This is a genomic window from Bacteroidota bacterium (genome assembly GCA_017303975.1).
In the GTDB taxonomy this organism is placed as follows: Bacteria; Bacteroidota; Bacteroidia; order JAFLBG01; family JAFLBG01; genus JAFLBG01.
Map to the genome: position 1 here is coordinate 80,987 of JAFLBG010000010.1, position 16,081 is coordinate 97,067.

The 16,081-nt window shown below is 35.8% G+C and carries 16 protein-coding genes; 7 read left to right on the forward strand and 9 right to left on the reverse strand.

The window, feature by feature from the left end; genetic code table 11:
- On the forward strand, window positions 1-372 hold the full coding sequence (locus J0M08_05715; protein MBN8702539.1) for a hypothetical protein: 372 nt from the start codon (window positions 1-3) through the stop codon (window positions 370-372).
- A 17-nt stretch (window positions 373-389) separates the two neighbouring features.
- Here J0M08_05715 and pdxH read toward each other — a convergent pair whose 3' ends face one another.
- Entirely contained in the window at window positions 390-1,043 is a 654-nt protein-coding gene (gene pdxH, locus J0M08_05720) for a pyridoxamine 5'-phosphate oxidase (protein MBN8702540.1), read from the reverse strand.
- Between the two features lie 101 nt (window positions 1,044-1,144).
- Between pdxH and J0M08_05725 the strand changes: the two genes are divergently transcribed.
- From J0M08_05725 to J0M08_05740, 4 genes are all read left to right on the forward strand, one after another.
- The gene (locus J0M08_05725) at window positions 1,145-2,053 is read left to right on the forward strand and encodes a hypothetical protein (GenBank protein ID MBN8702541.1); all 909 of its coding nucleotides are present in this window, start codon (window positions 1,145-1,147) and stop codon (window positions 2,051-2,053) included.
- Between the two features lie 43 nt (window positions 2,054-2,096).
- Entirely contained in the window at window positions 2,097-2,522 is a 426-nt protein-coding gene (locus tag J0M08_05730) for a hypothetical protein (protein MBN8702542.1), read from the forward strand.
- An 87-nt stretch (window positions 2,523-2,609) separates the two neighbouring features.
- Entirely contained in the window at window positions 2,610-4,241 is a 1,632-nt protein-coding gene (locus tag J0M08_05735) for an acyl-CoA carboxylase subunit beta (GenBank protein ID MBN8702543.1), read from the forward strand.
- Window positions 4,242-4,250: 9 nt separating this feature from the next.
- Complete coding sequence (locus J0M08_05740) at window positions 4,251-5,441, forward strand: aspartate aminotransferase family protein (GenBank protein MBN8702544.1); 1,191 nt, start codon at window positions 4,251-4,253, stop codon at window positions 5,439-5,441.
- Between the two features lie 75 nt (window positions 5,442-5,516).
- On the opposite strand, the gene J0M08_05745 is transcribed toward J0M08_05740, so the two are convergent.
- From J0M08_05745 to J0M08_05780, 8 genes are all read right to left on the reverse strand, one after another.
- Window positions 5,517-6,659: a T9SS type A sorting domain-containing protein gene (locus J0M08_05745; protein MBN8702545.1), complete on the reverse strand. Its 1,143-nt coding sequence runs from the start codon at window positions 6,657-6,659 to the stop codon at window positions 5,517-5,519.
- 343 nt (window positions 6,660-7,002) lie between these two features.
- The gene (locus tag J0M08_05750; GenBank protein MBN8702546.1) at window positions 7,003-7,761 is read right to left on the reverse strand and encodes a hypothetical protein; all 759 of its coding nucleotides are present in this window, start codon (window positions 7,759-7,761) and stop codon (window positions 7,003-7,005) included.
- Between the two features lie 53 nt (window positions 7,762-7,814).
- A complete protein-coding gene (locus J0M08_05755; protein MBN8702547.1) occupies window positions 7,815-8,486 on the reverse strand; it encodes a DUF2490 domain-containing protein in 672 nt (223 codons plus the stop codon).
- A complete protein-coding gene (locus J0M08_05760) occupies window positions 8,483-9,100 on the reverse strand; it encodes a DUF4956 domain-containing protein (protein ID MBN8702548.1) in 618 nt (205 codons plus the stop codon). The genes J0M08_05755 and J0M08_05760 overlap by 4 nt, the downstream gene beginning before the upstream one ends.
- Entirely contained in the window at window positions 9,090-9,839 is a 750-nt protein-coding gene (locus tag J0M08_05765) for a polyphosphate polymerase domain-containing protein (GenBank protein MBN8702549.1), read from the reverse strand. The genes J0M08_05760 and J0M08_05765 overlap by 11 nt, the downstream gene beginning before the upstream one ends.
- Window position 9,840: 1 nt before the next feature.
- Window positions 9,841-10,272, reverse strand: a complete 432-nt coding sequence (locus J0M08_05770; GenBank protein ID MBN8702550.1) for a hypothetical protein — start codon at window positions 10,270-10,272, stop codon at window positions 9,841-9,843.
- Window positions 10,273-10,277: 5 nt separating this feature from the next.
- On the reverse strand, window positions 10,278-11,351 hold the full coding sequence (locus J0M08_05775) for a PorP/SprF family type IX secretion system membrane protein (protein ID MBN8702551.1): 1,074 nt from the start codon (window positions 11,349-11,351) through the stop codon (window positions 10,278-10,280).
- A complete protein-coding gene (locus J0M08_05780; GenBank protein MBN8702552.1) occupies window positions 11,352-13,817 on the reverse strand; it encodes a CotH kinase family protein in 2,466 nt (821 codons plus the stop codon).
- Window positions 13,818-14,143: 326 nt separating this feature from the next.
- Here J0M08_05780 and J0M08_05785 point away from each other — a divergent pair, with 326 nt between their 5' ends.
- Both J0M08_05785 and J0M08_05790 read left to right on the forward strand, forming a co-directional pair.
- Complete coding sequence (locus J0M08_05785) at window positions 14,144-14,560, forward strand: hypothetical protein (GenBank protein MBN8702553.1); 417 nt, start codon at window positions 14,144-14,146, stop codon at window positions 14,558-14,560.
- Window positions 14,561-14,748: 188 nt separating this feature from the next.
- Window positions 14,749-16,081, forward strand: a 1,333-nt coding sequence (locus J0M08_05790; protein ID MBN8702554.1) for a PKD domain-containing protein, incomplete at its 3' end; no start/stop codon positions are given.

The window sequence follows — 16,081 nt, forward strand, 5'->3', positions numbered from 1 at the left end:
ATGAAAAAATCTGTATCTATTTTTACCACAACTGTATTTTTCCTTTTACTTCATTTTTTGGCAGTTGCACAACCCGATTCCTCTGCAACCACAACAGCTTCAAACAAAGCTCGATTAGTAGTTTCTTTCAACAGCATATGTTGTGGAATAGATAAAGTATTGCACAAACAATTTTTAGAAACGCTGGAAAAATATCCAAAAAAAGTAGAACACAACATGTATCGGTGGGGCCGAGAAGGTGAAATGGACTACTGCTTTACATTGCAAGAATTATCAAAGAAAGATCAAAAAAAATTTATTCGAAAAATAAAGAAAACCATCAAAGGCTCTAGAATGGTAACAATTCAGCAAAACATCAATTGTCCTAGATAAAATAATTCGTAAAAAATTTACGGAGCAATTCGATAAATATCCCAAGAATTATTTTGGTTCAATTCGTACACAATTCTGTCGTGCAAACGGCTTTGTCGGCCTTGCCAAAACTCTATCCTGTTTGGCTTTAGCACATACCCACCCCAATAAGGTGGTCGAGGAATATCTTCGCCCGGAAATCTAGTTTCAAATTCCTTTAGTTTTTTATCTATAAAGTCTCGTGATGCAATTTTTTCGCTTTGTGGCGATGTCCACGCCCCTAGCTTGCTGCCTCTTGGTCTGCTTGCAAAATACAAATCCGATTCGGCATCAGACTGTTTCTCTAAAACACCCTCAATACGCACTTGTCGCTCCAATTCAGGCCAAAAGAAAAGCATGTTCGCTTTAGGATTTTCATGTATGTCTTTCGATTTTCTACTGTGGTAATTGGTATAAAAAACAAAGCCATTTGCTTCAAAATTTCGCAACAACAAAACTCGTGCAGAAGGCACTGAGTCTTTGCTTGCGGTAGACAACACCATTGCATTGGGCTCCAACACTTTACTTTCAACAGCCTGAGTAAACCAAGCCTCAAACTGCTTAATTGGATTATCATTTACATCTTTTTCCGAAAGCGATAATTTCGAAAAATCATGCCTTAGCTTATTTAAATATTCGCGTACATTTTCCATATTGTTGGCTAATTTCAATTTAATTTCGGAATTTTTAGGTTAAACTCATAAATTTACTATATTTGACACGTTTAAATCTTAACAAACTAAGTAAAATGTATATGAACTATCTTTCAATCAGACGATTATCAGTTGTAGCTTTAACAGCTTCAGTAATTACACTTGGATCATGTGGCGGCAACGAAAAAAAGGGAGAAGGCGAAGACATGAATGACTCTACAGCAGTTGATACTGCTCAAGTAGAAGCGCCAAAAACCAACGTGTTTTATTCAATACCTTCACCTATTCAGTTGGGTAAGTTATTGCAAAAGGCGGGTGCAACATACGATAAAAAATTATTGAACTCTACTGAAAATGTTTCTAAATATTCTACCAAGTTTAACAAAGCATTAAACCTAGGTGTTTATGGTGCCGATATGAGCTACTCTGCTATATTCGGACAAACACAAGAAGTAATGAACTACTTAGATTGTTCTAAAAAAATTGCTGATGAATTAGGTGCTTCTGGCGCATACGCATCTTCAGTAATTGATAGATTAAAGAAAAACGTTAACAACAAAGATTCGTTGTTAAATATGATTTCTGATATTTTCATGAACTCGAACGAAACATTTAAGGAAAGTGAGCAAATGAACACTTATTTGCTTTCTATCTCCGGTGGTTTTATTGAAGGATTGTATGTTGGAACTCAACTTACAAAAACAATAAAAGACAACGATGCAATTGTTACTAGAATAGCTGAATTAAAAGGTTCTTTAAACAACTTAGTTGCGCTATTAAGCACACAAGAATCTGATGCTGACATCATGAATATCCTAACAGATTTAAAAGACATTAAATCTATTTATGATGAAATGCAAATGGATAACACGCAAGCTACCGTAAAAGAAGATGCTGCAAAAAACACAATTACTATTGGTGGTACATCTAAATACACATTGTCTAAAGAACAATTAGAAAAGATTACAACAAAAGCAGAAGCGTTAAGAAAGAAAATTACGAATCAGTAATTTTAAAGGGGGTTTACAAGCGTAACAACAAAAAAATATTCGCGTGAAATTAAAATTCATCTTTACCGTTTTAGTTGTAGCATTATTTAGTATTGCAGGTTACTCTCAATGCCAAACTTTTTCTAGACAAAAATGCTATCCTAAATTAAAGCCATACATAGCTAACGATCAGTTGTATTCCACTACGATGCTAAACGATACCAAAATTGAGGTACCAATGACTTTTTATTATGGGGATGAGTATAGAATGGTTATTTGTGCAGAAGAACAATTAGGCAAAATAGAGCTTAATTTAAAGGACATGAATAACAACGTTATTTATACTACAAAAAGTTATGGTACCATTATGTGGGATTTTAACGTAGATGTAACACAAGATTTAACAATTGAAATCAAAACACAAGAAGGCTCAAAAGAGGAAACTCTTGATAAAAGCGGATGCGTTACAATTTTGGTTGGATTCAAATAAAACATATTTCCATTCACTAAAAGCTCTTAAAATGCCGGTCATTTTAAGAGCTTTTTTATTATAATTACATTCAATTTTTTTACTACTATGCAAAATATAGAATTCAATAAAAATGAGGATAAGATGAAACTGCTTATTTCTCAAATGAATCAACGCTTAGAAAAAATTTATTTAGGAGGCGGGAAAAGCAAAATTGAGAAGCAGCACGAACAAGGAAAACTAACTGCCAGAGAACGCATCAATTACCTACTAGATAAAGATTCTAAATTTATTGAAGTGGGTGCATTTGTAGGCGATGACATGTACAAAGAACACGGTGGATGCACTGCAGGTGGCGTAGTTATTGGCATTGGATATGTAAGTAAACGTCAATGCATTATTGTAGCGAATGATGCTACTGTTAAGGCCGGAGCCTGGTTTCCAATAACCGGAAAAAAGAATTTGCGTGCGCAAGAAATAGCAATGGAAAATAGATTGCCAATTATTTACTTGGTAGATAGTGCAGGTGTTTACCTTCCTATGCAAGACGAAATTTTTCCCGACAAAGAACACTTTGGAAGAATATTTAGAAACAATGCGATCATGTCGTCCATGGGTATTATTCAAATATCTGCAATTATGGGCAGTTGCGTAGCAGGCGGGGCGTACCTTCCTATCATGAGTGACGAAGCCATGATAGTAGATAAAACTGGGAGTATTTTCTTGGCAGGCTCTTACCTTGTAAAAGCGGCTATTGGCGAGGATATTGACAACGAAACATTGGGCGGTGCTACTACACATTGCGAAATTAGTGGTGTTACCGATTATAAATGCAAAGACGATAAAGATTGTTTAGACAGAATAAAAAATATTTTCGATAAAATTGGATCTTTTGAAAAAGCCGGATTCGACCGTGTTGCAAGTAAAGCACCTAAGAAAGATGAAAAAGAAATTTACGGAATAATTCCTGATGCAAGAGATAAGCAATACGACATGCAGGAAATTATTGATAGATTGGTGGACGAATCAAACTTTGAAGAATACAAAGAAACTTACGGCAAATCTATTTTATGCGGGCTTGCACGTATTGATGGATGGGCTGTTGGGATTGTTGCCAACCAACGCAAGGTAGTGAAAAGCAAAAAAGGTGAAATGCAATTTGGAGGCGTAATTTATTCCGACTCGGCAGATAAAGCAGCGCGCTTTATTATGAACTGCAATCAGAAAAAAATTCCATTGCTGTTTTTGCAAGATGTAACAGGCTTTATGGTAGGCTCCAGATCTGAGCAAGGTGGCATTATTAAAGATGGTGCCAAATTAGTAAATGCCATGAGCAACTCTGTAGTGCCTAAATTTACGGTGATTGTAGGCAACTCGTACGGAGCAGGAAATTATGCGATGTGCGGAAAAGCGTATGACCCAAGACTTATTGTTGCCTGGCCTACTGCTCAAATAGCAGTAATGGGAGGTGCACAGGCAGCAAAAGTATTATTACAAATTCAAGTAAGCACATTAAAAGCCCAAGGAAAAGTAATAACACCCGAAGACGAAAAAAAATTATTGGAAACTATTACTGACCGCTATACCGCACAAACATCACCTTATTACGCTGCATCCAGAATATGGGTAGATGCAATTATTGATCCACTAGACACACGCAAATGGATTTCTATGGGCATAGAGGCTGCTAATCATGCGCCCATTACCAAGCAGTATAATGTAGGGATTTTGCAGACGTAAATGAAATAAATGAACAACCGCGAACTTTTTTATAGTCACCTTGCTCAAACCAGCCCTGCCCCATTAGCGCTGGAGATAGATAAAGCAGATGGCGTATATTTATACGACACCTACGGAAAAAAATACATCGATTTTATTTCGGGGATTTCAGTAAGTAATATTGGACATAGACATCCAAATGTTTTAAAAGCTGTAAATGCACAATTAGAAAAATACATGCACCTAATGGTGTATGGAGAATACGTGCAGTCGCCACAAGTACTACTAGCTAAGGCTTTGGCTGATGTATTGCCACAAAACTTATCTTCTTGCTATTTTGTTAATTCCGGAGCAGAGGCCATTGAGGGCGCTATAAAGCTCGCTAAGCGATTTACAGGCCGTCCAGAAATTATTTCTTTCACCAATTCGTATCATGGAAGCACCACCGGAGCGCTAAGCATAATGGGAAGCGAAACATTTAAAAATTCGTTTCGCCCGTTATTGCCCGCTACACGCACCTTAGAATATAATAATTTTGATCAACTATATTTCATTACAGAACAAACAGCCTGTGTTGTAATAGAGCCTGTACAAGGCGAAGCAGGAATTATCATTCCTCATGATGGATATTTAAAATCTATTTACAATCGTTGCAAAGAAGTTGGAGCCTTATTAGTTCTCGATGAAATACAAACAGGATTTGGCAGAACCGGCAATCTATTTGCATTTCAAGAATACGAGTTTACTCCTGACATTTTAGTACTGGCAAAAGGCATGGGGGGCGGAATGCCTATTGGGGCTTTTATTGCATCAAAAGAAATTATGAATTCCTTAACACACAATCCTGTATTAGGCCATATAACTACGTTTGGCGGCCATCCCGTTTCGTGTGCTGCTGCATTAGCAACATTGCAAACTATCTTAAACGAAAAAATTACAGATACTGTTTTAGAGAAATCAAACTATATTGTAAAAAACATAAAACCTTCTCCATTAATAAAATCAATACGTGCAAAAGGTTTACTGATAGGAATTGAGTTTGAAAGCGAGCAAATGAACTTTAAAGTAATCGAAAAATGTATTGCATCAGGACTTATAACCGATTGGTTTTTGTTTAATGCATCTACACTACGAATTGCACCACCATTGACTATCTCTCAATCAGAAATGGATGAGGCGTTGTTTATTTTGAATGAGTGTATACAAAATTGTAACGATTAAACCGTAAGAAGGTCTAAAACAACAAGGGCGCTAAGATTGTATCTTAGCGCCCTTGAAAATAAAATTGTTGTTGAATTATTCCTTTACAAATCGTTTAGAAATTATTTCATGTGCAGACGAAGCCTTTATTACATAAGCCCCTTTGCTTAATTGGGAAATATCAATGGTATTTGAATTGGTCAAACTACCTGTCATTACAGACTCTCCAAGCATATTCACAATTTGGTAGGTAGATAGTAACACATCTTTACTCTCTATAGTAAGTATATCTTTAGATGGATTAGGATACAATGACACCCTTGCATTCATTATATCATCCACGCTTAAAGAAGTACCTCCCAATTTTGCATCGAAATAACAATATGCTGAATGGCCACTCCATGTGCAAGCAGCAGCTTCTACTTTTATGGTCACATTCTGACCAATATAATTACTTAAATTAAAAGAATATATCTGCCAATTCTTGTATGAAACCGATTGCAAATTATAGGTAACCTGATTATAGCCAGTAGTGACATCCTTTAATTCTAGATAAGCCCCTTGCACTGTATCGTTGTTGGAATCTAAAACCGAAATGGTAATAAATTGAGCTTGGTCTAGCATATGCCAGCCAGCATCCAATATAGGTAGGTACGCCACTTGCAATACATGCTGACCAGAAGTAACATTAAACGTTTGCTTTAATATAGAAGCCTCATTAGAAGCGCAATAACGCCCAACTCGTGCTACATAATTCCCACCTAAAGGAGAGGTCGAACTTTGCATTATTATACTATCCGTATTTGCGCCTACATTCATCAAACCATGCCTGTATGAACTATCCAAATAACAAACCATATGTGGATGTTTATTGACAGGTCCCACAGGAGTTGCGTGAATACCATTAATTACACCATCAGCAGCAGGAAAACCTCCATTCCAGCCAATTTCAGTTGTCCAACCAGTATAATCTCCGGTTTCAAAATCGATGTTGGTAGCTGACTGTGCGGTAAGATTTACAGGAGTATTATCTGCTAAAACAACGGGAGCTTGTTTAATCAAGCCATTTGCTTTTTTCCACTCCCATTGTTTTTTGTTAATGTAGCCTTGGTAGTCAACCAGGGCAATCCCTTTTTGTTGGGCTTCTTGCAAAGCTGCTGCCTCATTAAATTCTAGACTGTTTTGTGCATTAGCGAAAATTGTTAACACAAGACTCGCGCTTAATAGTGTTTTTTTCATAGTAAAGTTTTTGGGCAAACCTAGCTACCAAAAAACGATAAGTCAAATAAATATTTTGCGCAAATTAGAAGTTGAGTGTCAAATAAAAAAGAATAACGTATTGATTGTCAACCTACAAAAGCAAGGCAATATCGAGTATTGGTTTAATACTCCACCAAGCAAACAAACTAGTAGTAATAGTTTGTTATTTACAAGATAGTTGTCAATGTATGAGGCTATAAACTATACATCACAAAAATAAAGTCGTGATTTATAACATTGTCAACTACAAAACTAAATATTGAAGTTTTACTTACAGTAGAGTTTACTTCGAATATATACAAATCCAATTCACATCTTTATACTACAACTTCTTAGCAGCCTTCTCAGTTATCTTAGGCATGCGTTTTCGTAAGTCCTCTAATAATTTTTTCGAAGCAGATTCGCACATAGGCAGAATTTCATCCACGTTGGTTACAGGGATGCCAGAAATTAATGCTACCGTTTGATCTGATGAAGCACGCTCATTTACAGTAAAAACCTTATCTCCTTCTTTGTTCCATAATTTAATACGGGCATATGCATACATGCCGGCACTGCCCATACCCATAACTGCTGCCTTTACCAAAAATCTATAGTCTAGCGTTACAATCATTACACCATCCACATCTTTCCCAAATATTTCGAGCATTTTCGTTTCATTTCTATTTTCCTTCTTCCCCAAAGGGTTTATAATTAAAGGTTTGTATCCATCTACTGAAATATATTGTTGCGCAAACTTAGATTTCTCAGCATCCTTTGTTTCACCCCATTTACTCTCATATGCTTTGTATGCCTCGTTATTTATTACTTGTTCTTCCGGAATAAAATCAAATGGAAAATCCTTGGCTAACTCCGCAAAAAAGGCTTTGTGAAAATTATCTAATACAGGTTTTAAATTAAACTTCGGATCTTCGTACAACGACTTCATAGATGCAACAAACGTAACATTTGAATTAGGAATATCGGAATAATCAATATGTTTATCGGTGTAAAAAGTTACCACTGCTATTTTTTTTCGTTGAGCAAAAGTAGAGCTAAGCAACATAAACAATGCACAGGCAATAAGTAGATTTTTTTTCATGTTTGCTTTTTTAATTATAGAGTTAATATAAGGGATTTAATGGCAGAAAAAAATTACAGACTAAACTTTTGACCAACGCCAATAGTATAATCGCTTTGCGGATTATTAACCCCAAACTCATTATTGAGTTGATAAAAGAAAGTAAGTGCATATTTTTTACTCATCTTATAGTCTATTCCCGCATTATAGCGCATATCAAACTGATAAGTTTTAGGATAATTAAACAGTTCTATTGTAAAATACGGTTTTACTTTTTTCTCAGTATTCAATCGAACACCTACTCTATTTCTTATTCTGTTTCTTGCCGTAAATCCATCTCCTGACGAACCAAAATCAGCAGCAGCAATATTACTGTACTGCATCTCGTAACGCAATCGATACGTAAATGTAATTCGTTCCGTTTTTTGGCGAATGTTTACATCAGCATAAAATCGGTGGCGCAAGGCATACGAATCGTCCAACCTGCGCCTTCTGATGTTTCTATAATTCACGCCAAGTGACATTTTTTTACTCAGCTTTCCTTCTAATCCAATATCAGTAAAAAAAGTACCCAACTCAGAAATGTTTTCATCAAATCTAATTTCCTCTGTAATTGTTGCGGCAATTTTTTTATTAATATCAACCTCAAACGAATTTCCAATCCAAACGCTTGCATCTTTGGTTTGCGAAAAGCCTACCAACGTGCTAAAAAAAAGAAGTAGTGTATATATAACTCGCAGTATCATTCGTAATAAAACACTTGTATAATAGCTACATCTTTCAAAAAATCTATTTTCAAAATAGAAATACGTACAATCTTTAATCCTGTACGCCTTTCCAAATCGAGCAATAACTGCGTTTTGTTCTCCGGCTTAATATTTTCAATGTTCTCATATACAATTTGTTTTGAAAACTCTTTCTTTATTACCAAGTCGCTTTCCAGCAAATAGGTAAACCCTAGTATAATAAAATTGAGCAGCGCCAATTCATCTAAGTTGCCTTTGGTAATGGCGGTTATCAACCCAATGGAGATGGCTAAAAACAGATAGGTCATATCTTTTAACGATATTCCTTCTGTTCGATAACGCAACATTGAAAAAACAGCAAATAGTCCAAAGGCCGCTCCCAACGACATTTCCACCTTATTCAGCAAAAATGATATTAAAAATATAATTAGATTGAAAATAAAAAACGTAAAGAAAAATTCTTTCTTTTTGTAGTTGGGGTAATAAATAAATCGAACCAATACAAATACTGCAACAATATCTATTGCCAGTCTTATAAAAAACTTGAACGATAATTTCTCGAATAATGTTATACCGTCTTTCACGGCAGGTTCACTTAGTATATCAAGCAGCATGTTTTATTTTATTTAGTTTTATAATTTTCTCTTTAAATGCATTGTACTTTACATTTGGATACAATGAAATTACGCCTAAACAATACTTACTGATAGAAGTATTGGCAATTCTATTCTCGCGCATCAACTTAACAAAATCAGACTTGCAGCCCTTTGCATGCTTAACTTCTGCTATCACAATGTTTTCGAACGATTTAGTGGACGAATCATTTTTCAAGATTAAATTAAAATCAATGGTAATACGCTCAGTAAATAAATTATTTACAAACGTAATACGGCTGAAATAATTTGATAATTTATATTCAAATGCACGAGAAGAGTCGACCTCCTTTTTTACAAAATCTAAGCAGGTTTGATTAATACCGGTATCCAAAGCAGGCACTTGAATTCTTTTTTTTGAGGTGCGACCTTGATTATTTTTTTTCTTAATCTCGAAAAATATTTTGTTGTTGGTAGCATACTTTCTATATCGGAGCTTGAATCTATTTAGTTTACCATTGTGATGTTGCAAGTACAACTTAAAATCAGAAGTATCAAAATAAACAGACTCGTAGGGATGAATTCGAGTATCATTTATAGATAAAATACGGTATGAGTTTTTAAGTTGAGAAAGAATAGTGGAAAGTTTATTATTGTGAAAAGTAAATTTTGTATCTACCCTATCCATTAGCTTTACAGCATCTATTTCCTGTAAGGAAACAGGTGTAAAGTCTTCGATTATTTTCAGAGCAGAAGTCAAACTAATCAATTATTTCAATGGTAGGAACCTCTACTTCATCTTTTTTTCCGGATATTTCTACAGAATAAAATTCTGTTTTATAACCGGATGGATATAACACCAAATTTTTTGAAATATCTTTTGAGTACACAAAAATTTTATACTTACCCTTGCGCAAAAACTTAAACTCGTAGGTGCCATCGTAGCTAGTTTCTACACGATCGTCAAACGTGCCTTTCTCTCCTCCATAAATAATATACACATCTTCCTTCTGAGCAAAATATTGTGACTCTAAATTTGTCAATGTAGCATTATCATAGTCCTTGACATAAATTTTTCCGGTTATGGTGGCTGCTCCGCCCTCGCCCGCTTCTTTCTTACAAGAAATAAAAAACATACTTAGTGTACAAAATACACATAGGCAGGGAATTAAAAACGAATTTTGTTTGCTCATAAAGTTTATTTTCTCAATGCATTCTTTAACGTTGTGTAACGCAATGTAATTTCAAAACCGCCTCTACCAGCGCTTACATTGCGGTAAGTAGATAAATTAAAGTCGTAGGACAGGGAAATAAAATAACTACCCAATTCATAAAAAACCTGCGGTATAACAGCATCTTTCAGTCGGTAGTTTAAGCCCAACCCTATAGCCGATTCGCTATATAGTCCTGTAATTTTTGTACCTTCTTTTACTTTGTATTTTGCAGAAGTTCCAATATTTAGCTGTGTAATGCCACCTTGCTTCATAAATAAAACATTAGGAAGTACGGTATATTTTGTCTCCGGAATATCGTAATGAGCAGAAGCAAAAAATAATAACTTAGAATTAAGTTTTTCGTTATTGGAAGAAAATTTCTGTTTGGGTTGATTCACATGAAACATAGCAACACCTGCATTCACTCTAAAAAAATCATCTGCTTCGATACTACTTTCCTTGTTTGAAAATTCGTAAAAAGTTCCAGCACCCACATCCAAATAAGAAAAAGAGGTAGAGCCCTGTAACTCATGAGATACAAGATTGGGATCAAACTGAAACCCATCAAACTGCGATTGCCAGGTAAGTTTACTGGCATCAATAGAACGCTGCGCAAATCCGGCTTGCAGACCGGCAGAAAATTTATGATTCACATTTATTGGCACAATGCCCGATACCGATAGATTTACTTGACTAATGCCTAATTGCGAATCGCCTGCTTTGTCTTTAAAAAAAGACACTCCGGCACCTAAATAACTTTTTTTTCTGTTCTTGTTAAAAACAAGCGGCATATCATACGAAGCCGAAATTGTTTTAAACGCATTGCCCATTGCAGCCCACTGATTTTTATAATTCATAATGCCTCTGTGGTATCCATCGTAAAATCCGGTCATAGCAGGGTTTATTTGCAGCGGACTTTGCGAGAATTGAGAAAAATGGATGTCTTGGGAATAGCAGTCAGTAGCAAGTATAAAGTACAAAGTACAAAGCAGCAAGTATCTGATGCGAAGCCTTGTGTACTCTTTACAAACTACTAAATATGTTTTACTATCTATCATCTATCGCATTAATGTTAGATTACCTTTTTTCACTACCTCATCTCCGTTAGATAGCACAACACGCAGACGATACGCAAACACATCGGTATTCACCAATTGTCCGTTTACTTTTCCATCCCACCCTTTTGTTTGGTCTTTTGTTTCAAAAATTAACTGTCCCCAACGACTGTATATTTTTAAATCTACTTCTTTCAAATCCTTCCCGTTGATTATTAACACATCGTTTATTCCATCGCCATTAGGAGAAAAAGCTAACGGCAAATAGTCTTGTTCGTTATCAAATCTTGCAACAATGTTGTCGGGAGCAGCAACAGTAATATCAATCACTTTATCGGTTGCGCTAGGATTGGCAGTATGTGCGCTCATTTCCCACTGTTCAAATCTAAAACCACTTGCAGGCGTTGCTTTTAAATCTATTTTCAAACCTCCAAAATAGCTGATTGTATAAGGATAATACGGGAGTGTTAAATCGTTCAAATCAACCGTTCCGGAGTTTGCAGGTTGAACATCTATTACTAGATTATGTGGTCCTGTAACGTTATAGCAAGTAGCAAATCCATTTTTAACATTCACACAACGCTGATTAATAAAGGTTTTCAGTGCATTTACATTCGCTTGCCATCCGCTCATAGAGCCACCCCACTTCGCTATTTGCTTAGGCATTTCTGGCGATATTTGATTAATCATATTATCGAGCACAGTAATCATATTTCCACAACTAAATGTAGTATTCAGCAAATCGTTATACCTGTTTAAATAGTATGTTTTGTATCCTTGATTCTGCATCAATTTATTTAAAATGTCCACGTGCCCTTGTCCACCGGGGTCTCCAATAGATTGCACATCACAGGGTTTTGCATTAGCTGACTCATCGGGAATACCAGTATAATTAATATAATGACCAAAGGTAGCGTCCATATCCCAAAGTGTATAGCGCCATTTTTTCTTGTCTGACTCATAGTTCAACCCTCTCCACCAAGCGGTATTCCAATTAAGCCAATCCATACAAACAACAAAAGTGTTAATGATAAAATAATCTGTAAAACTTTTTATGTTTAGCAAACTATCCACATAATCGTAATTTGCTTGAACGGCAAGATTGTTGGAGTTGATAAAGTTTTTCAAACTGTTCCAATCTGTTTGTGCTTGCGGGCCTCCGTATTCCGACCAAGTGCCTCCCCATGTTTTAAGAAACTGTAACGAATCTTCTTTTACATCATAATAATATTCGCAGTAATCTTTATCATCGTATTTTTCGCGTATCTCATAAACACCCCAGTATTGAGCATTTACATATAATACACAGGGAGCCCAAGAACGCTCGTCCACATTCAAATTGCCTAACTGAGACAGATGTGCAATGTATGCATCTCTAATATGCGCTCCACCAGTCTCAAATGGATAGTTATCATTAGCCGCAGCCTTTAAAATAATGCGTTGAAAAGATTTACGTGGTGTAGTACTAAATATTTGATCTCGCAAAGCGTGATTATATCCAAATTGGTCGTATGAAATAAAATCGATACCGCGCTGAGAATAAGCCCATGAGTCATTTCCATGCTTATTGCTCTTGCCGGAGGTTTCCGACTTCATAACTCCAGATGCATTAAAATATTCCAAGCTTGTTTCCGGGTCTATTTGCGAACCACCCATAAGAGTAAGAATATTATCTCCAAACAGCGATATCACAGGAACAGTATGGCTGGAATTAATAAATAATGTATTACTCTCAATAAAACTTGCAGGTACATTCGGATTTGAACTAAACGCACGTGCACGCACCACTGTTGTGCTTGAAATACTGATTGGAGTGGCGTACACTGGGTCTGAACTTGTAGGAATATTCCCGTTAAGAGTGTAATGAATTGCAACATTAGCATCAGGAGAAGTAATAGCTACTGATTGCGCAGAGGTATAGAAACCGGCTCCAATGCTCATTGTTGGCTTAGTTGCATAATTATTTTTTGCATTTGTATTTGCTGCACCGGGGGTTGGGGTAGTAAATAGAGCCCAAGTAGATGCACCATCTGTGGTTCGTCCTCTTGAATGATTCTCTTGTGTTGGGTTTAAGGTTAATGAATCTAAAATAGTTCCGCCTGCATCTGCAAAAATAATTTCTTCAGGCTTTGTTTGTGTTAATTTGAAATCTGGATGAATATCATTTCCTGCAACAAGGCTTCTTCCAGAAGCGTATATAAGTATATATTGTCCTGGAGCAATGTTTCCTGATGGAATTTTCCAGTTTGTTGGATTATTTTTATTGTCGCTTAAATAATAACCGGTAAGATTAACGGCAGATACTCCGCTATTGTATAGTTCTATCCAATCTTCGTATTCGCCATACGAATCCATTTTGGTGGATATGTTAGAACAAGAATATTCGTTAATTACAACTTGAGACTCTATTGCCTTATAAAAAAACAGAAGTACAATTAAAAGGAAATTTATTTTTTTTGAATACAACATTCGCTTCGGTTACGTATAAATTAACAATATGCTTACAATAAGGTAATATAAAAATTGATTTATGTCAAGTTTTACTATTACTACAAACAGTTTGACATAAAGTAACCTGATTGATTCATGTTTTAGCAAAAGATTGCAGAATACAGTTTAGTCCAAACCGAGACGACTTTGCACAATAGTGTTGTCTGAAAACAATTAAAACCCTGCTTACTAGGCAAATACAAAAACCTACCAACGCATCAGAATCTTATAATTCAGTTTTTTTTGTTTTGTGATTTTTAGTTTGAAGAGTACATTGATGTATATAAATCAAAAAATACCTGCACATGAAAAACAAAGTACAAATTAAAAATCTAGCGTTGGCAATTACAGCTCTTTTCATGGTAGCAATTGGTTGCAAAAAAGAAGAAACAGCCGCCCCTACTAATCCTCCTGCTGTAAATGCTAACATGAATACCATAAAAATTGAGATTACTACAAATCCGTCTAAGCCAATTACAACGTATCTGCTTAACTCATTGTATAATCAATCTAGTAATTTGGATGTTGCACAATCGCCCAATGGCAGCTATTCTAAGGAAATAAGTTTAAACAAAGATTCATCACTTTTCATAAACTCATCTGTTGACAACTATACTGTAAACGGAGGCACCTTTTTCACTTGGAAAATATATAAAAACGGGGTTCTAGACACCACAATTGTTAAAGGATGTACCTATAGCATTGTTAATTGGAAAGACTAATCATTTAACACCCAATTATTTAAAAACCTTACATTAACCGTGTAGGGTTTTTTATTTTAGAATAGTTGGCATTCTGTCAAAAAAAAATTATTTTGTAAGCAGGTAATCTCAATTAAAATTCTCTATGAAGAATTGCACAAACTGAGGTTTCTATTCTTTCAGTTGTTGAACGGTAATTTTATTATTTGATGGAGAAAATTTACAATCGTTTCGGGGTTTTACTAGCGCTCTTTTTACTTCAATTTAATTATTCAATTCTTGCGCAATGTAACGCTATTATAACAAGTAATTCGCAAGCAAAGGGATGCTCACCTTTTACACTGCAATTAACAGACGCATCTACTGGCGTTGTAACAAACAGGGTTTGGAATTTTGGGGATGGCTCTGCAACAAGCGGCACACAGAATCCAATTCATACATTTACCACCTCTGCTTCTGGGAATGATACTACTTATACAGTTTCTTTAAAAGTCTATTGTGTAGGCAATGACAGTAGCGTTACCACATTTAGTGTGCTGGTGTATTCTCCGCCAAAAGTGGCATTTACGAGCAACAAATTTTCATTTTGCTCTTTCTCAGACACCGTATGTTTTACAAACACTTCAGAGTTTTCGCTATTACATAGCTACCTTTGGAATTTTGGCGACAATACCTCTTCAACACAATACAGTCCGTGCAAAGTATTTACCAATACAGGGAGTTACAACATTCAGCTAATTGTAACAGACAGCAATTCGTGCCAACAAACACTACTAAAAACAAATTATGTAACTGCAAAAAAAGCACCTAATCCTGATTTTACTGTTACCCCGCAATTGGGCTGCAATCCTTTACCAACAAGCATTACCAATACTACCAATACACTTCAAGACACCATTGCTTCTTGGTCGTGGGATTTTGGAGATGGAACCACTTCCTCGCAACAAAACCCAGCAGCACACACCTATACATTAGCCCCGGACACAGCTACTATAACCTTATTTGCAACAAATAATTTGGGATGCAAAAATTCTACTACTAAAGTTGTAGTTATAAAACCTACACCTGTAGCACTTTTCACTATGCCTATTGAAATTTGTTTAGGCAGCTCTGCAAACATTGTATTTACTGGCTCTGCAAGTACAGGAGCAACTTATACTTGGTCGTTTAACGGAGGCACTGTAAATAGCGGAACAGGAGCCGGACCGTATAGTGTATCTTGGAACTCGCAAGGTGTTAAAACAGTAACTCTTACCGTAAATGATAATGGATGTTCTGCCACCTACGTAAAATCAATAAACGTAAACAACCTGCCTCCTGTAACGCTCACAACAAATACCGGCAGCGACACTATTTGCAATGGAGTTCCAATTGTATTTACAGCCTCTCCAAGCAATTATGCCGCCTATCATTTCTTTTTAAATAGTGGTTCTGTGCAAAACACCAATAGCAACACTTACACCAATGCCTCGCTAAACAACAACGATCAAATTTCAGTACAAGTAACCGATATAAAAGGATCTGTAAGTACCCTATCCGCAA

Bases quoted from the DNA above. Each gene is read 5' to 3' on its own strand.
- J0M08_05715 (MBN8702539.1), top strand. From the start codon at position 1: ATGAAAAAATCTGTATCTATTTTTACCACAACTGTATTTTTCCTTTTA.
- J0M08_05775 (MBN8702551.1), bottom strand. From the start codon at position 11,351: ATGATAGATAGTAAAACATATTTAGTAGTTTGTAAAGAGTACACAAGG.
- J0M08_05725 (MBN8702541.1), top strand. From the start codon at position 1,145: ATGAACTATCTTTCAATCAGACGATTATCAGTTGTAGCTTTAACAGCT.
- J0M08_05780 (MBN8702552.1), bottom strand. From the start codon at position 13,817: ATGTTGTATTCAAAAAAAATAAATTTCCTTTTAATTGTACTTCTGTTT.
- J0M08_05755 (MBN8702547.1), bottom strand. From the start codon at position 8,486: ATGATACTGCGAGTTATATATACACTACTTCTTTTTTTTAGCACGTTG.
- J0M08_05735 (MBN8702543.1), top strand. From the start codon at position 2,610: ATGCAAAATATAGAATTCAATAAAAATGAGGATAAGATGAAACTGCTT.
- pdxH (MBN8702540.1), bottom strand. From the start codon at position 1,043: ATGGAAAATGTACGCGAATATTTAAATAAGCTAAGGCATGATTTTTCG.
- J0M08_05740 (MBN8702544.1), top strand. From the start codon at position 4,251: ATGAACAACCGCGAACTTTTTTATAGTCACCTTGCTCAAACCAGCCCT.
- J0M08_05770 (MBN8702550.1), bottom strand. From the start codon at position 10,272: ATGAGCAAACAAAATTCGTTTTTAATTCCCTGCCTATGTGTATTTTGT.
- J0M08_05745 (MBN8702545.1), bottom strand. From the start codon at position 6,659: ATGAAAAAAACACTATTAAGCGCGAGTCTTGTGTTAACAATTTTCGCT.
- J0M08_05760 (MBN8702548.1), bottom strand. From the start codon at position 9,100: ATGCTGCTTGATATACTAAGTGAACCTGCCGTGAAAGACGGTATAACA.
- J0M08_05750 (MBN8702546.1), bottom strand. From the start codon at position 7,761: ATGAAAAAAAATCTACTTATTGCCTGTGCATTGTTTATGTTGCTTAGC.
- J0M08_05785 (MBN8702553.1), top strand. From the start codon at position 14,144: ATGAAAAACAAAGTACAAATTAAAAATCTAGCGTTGGCAATTACAGCT.